The following is a 1,803-nucleotide window of genomic DNA, read 5'->3' as shown; positions in this document are numbered from 1 at the left end:
CCCAGAGGCTTCAGCGAAGCCGGCGAAGCGGGGCTCGACCGACACCTGACCATCCGTGCTGAGGACAAACGTGAAGTCAGCGAACACTCCCGCCAACGCCAGCAGATAGGTTCCGGGGGTCAGTGTCAGATCGTGGGTGGAGGTGCGTGAGAGCACATCCGAGTTGCCCATCAGGAACGGGCTGAGGTCGTGAGACAGGGCACGCCCGTCGATGGTGATGGCGAAGCCTCGCACGATGAGGGTGTCGGTTCCCCGGCCGCTCAGGAAGGCGTCATTCGCGGGGTCGTACGTGACGAGCCCATCTTCAGTGACATCAAAGTTGACGGTGCCCAGCGCCCCGCCCGTTGGCTGGAAGGCATATGTTCCGGCGGCAAGTGAGAAGGAGGTGGCTGTCGTTCCGTCTACCGGGGTCGCGGTTTGCCCTGGTATGAGGAACTGCTTGCTCGACAGGCTGCTGGCGTCAATGCGAATGTTCGGCATTCCTGATCCGCCTTCCACGGCGCGACTTTCGCATGTCGCATCCAGCGCGGCGGGCCTGGAACGCCGCGATCGACCGGGCGGCTGACGATGCCTCTGCGGTTTTGACGACCACTCCGGAAGCCAGGCCACAGTGTGCGGCCCCGGCCTCGCCGGCCTCGGGGCCATGCGGATTGCCGCCCCTACCTTCACCTTGCTCCCGGAGCACTGATGCTGCATCTCGGGGCCTACCTGTTGGTAAGAGGCTTCGTGTTGGAAGGCACCCGGCGAAGCGCGCATCTGCAACTGGATGGCTGGCACGACATGCACCTCCACGCCCGCCTTGAGGGCGGCGCGTGAGCTGTCATCCGGCGAAGGCAATCGTGCAGGCGGGCGATGCCAAGCATCGCGTGGTGCACCCCGTACACACGCGAAGAACTGGCCGCGGTGACCCGGGTCGCCCATGCGCACGGCACGCCGGTCACCGCGCATGCGCACGGCCGGCAGGGGATGGCTGATGCCGTCGCAGCCGGCGTCGACGGCCTCGAGCATGCCTCCTTCTTCACCGAGGACGGTGTCGAGCCCGACTGGAAGACCGTTGGGGCCGTGGTGGAGGCAGGCATCTTCATCGGCGCCACCGAAGCATGGCAGCGCAGTGCGAATTTCGCACGGATGCACCGCGAAGGAGCGCGGCTGGTCTGCTGTTCCGATGCCGGTGCCGGTCCCCGTAAGCCCCACGGTGTGCTCCCGTACGGGATCATCCACTTCGGCTCTCTCGGCCTCCCCAGCACTAAAGCCTTGGCTTCGGCCACCTCCCTTGCCGCACAGGCATGCGGGCTGGCCGATCGCAAAGGAAGAATCGCCGTCGGCTACGACGCCGACCTCATCGCGGTACCCGGCAATCCGCTGCAGCATCTGGAGATGATGCTCGACATCCGCGCCGTGATCCGAGCTGGAAGGATAATCAAGGGCTGATCCCGCTCACCTGCAACGAGATCCAGCGCTGTTCACGATGCTCGTCGCCCAGTGCGTGCCTGACGTGGCCCACCGGCTCGATCGGTCCGCCTGGCGGCGCTGCCACCACGCCTGCGCCCAGGCCAGCCGTACCGGCGACAAGCCGCGAATCAGACATGAAGATCACGGTTTACGGCTGGAGTAAATACTCCAGCCGTAAGAGCGCCCGGCAGTAGGTGTCCGCTGGATGGCCCAGCGGACACCTACTGCCGAGCGCTCTAACTGATCGTTTCAGAAAGAGGTTCGAAGCCGTCTCAAGCAGATGATGCTGCAGGCGAGTTGGAGCAGACCGAGGTGGAGGTCAGCGCGTATCTCGTAGCGGATCCGGAGGCG

The 1,803-nt window shown here is 65.2% G+C and carries 1 protein-coding gene and 3 pseudogenes; 2 read left to right on the top strand and 2 right to left on the bottom strand.

Annotation, left to right across the window (positions count from 1 at the left end; all coding sequences use genetic code 11):
- A pseudogene (locus AB0I10_RS21940) lies at positions 1-480 on the bottom strand (hypothetical protein); the annotation flags it as partial.
- A gap of 240 nt (positions 481-720) precedes the next feature.
- Between AB0I10_RS21940 and AB0I10_RS21935 the strand changes: the two are divergent.
- Both AB0I10_RS21935 and AB0I10_RS21930 read left to right on the top strand, forming a co-directional pair.
- Positions 721-816: pseudogene (locus tag AB0I10_RS21935) on the top strand (GNAT family N-acetyltransferase); the annotation flags it as partial.
- A 36-nt stretch (positions 817-852) separates the two neighbouring features.
- A complete protein-coding gene (locus tag AB0I10_RS21930) occupies positions 853-1,431 on the top strand; it encodes an amidohydrolase family protein (RefSeq protein ID WP_363154227.1) in 579 nt (192 codons plus the stop codon).
- Between the two features lie 270 nt (positions 1,432-1,701).
- Here the strand turns inward: AB0I10_RS21930 and AB0I10_RS21925 are convergent.
- Positions 1,702-1,803, bottom strand: a pseudogene (locus AB0I10_RS21925) (IS5/IS1182 family transposase); the annotation flags it as partial.

This window comes from Streptomyces sp. NPDC050636 (assembly GCF_040654775.1).
In the GTDB taxonomy this organism is placed as follows: Bacteria; Actinomycetota; Actinomycetes; order Streptomycetales; family Streptomycetaceae; genus Streptomyces.
This window is presented reverse-complemented; position numbering and strand designations above follow the sequence as displayed.

Bases quoted from the DNA above. Each gene is read 5' to 3' on its own strand.
- AB0I10_RS21930 (WP_363154227.1), top strand. From the start codon at position 853: ATGCCAAGCATCGCGTGGTGCACCCCGTACACACGCGAAGAACTGGCC.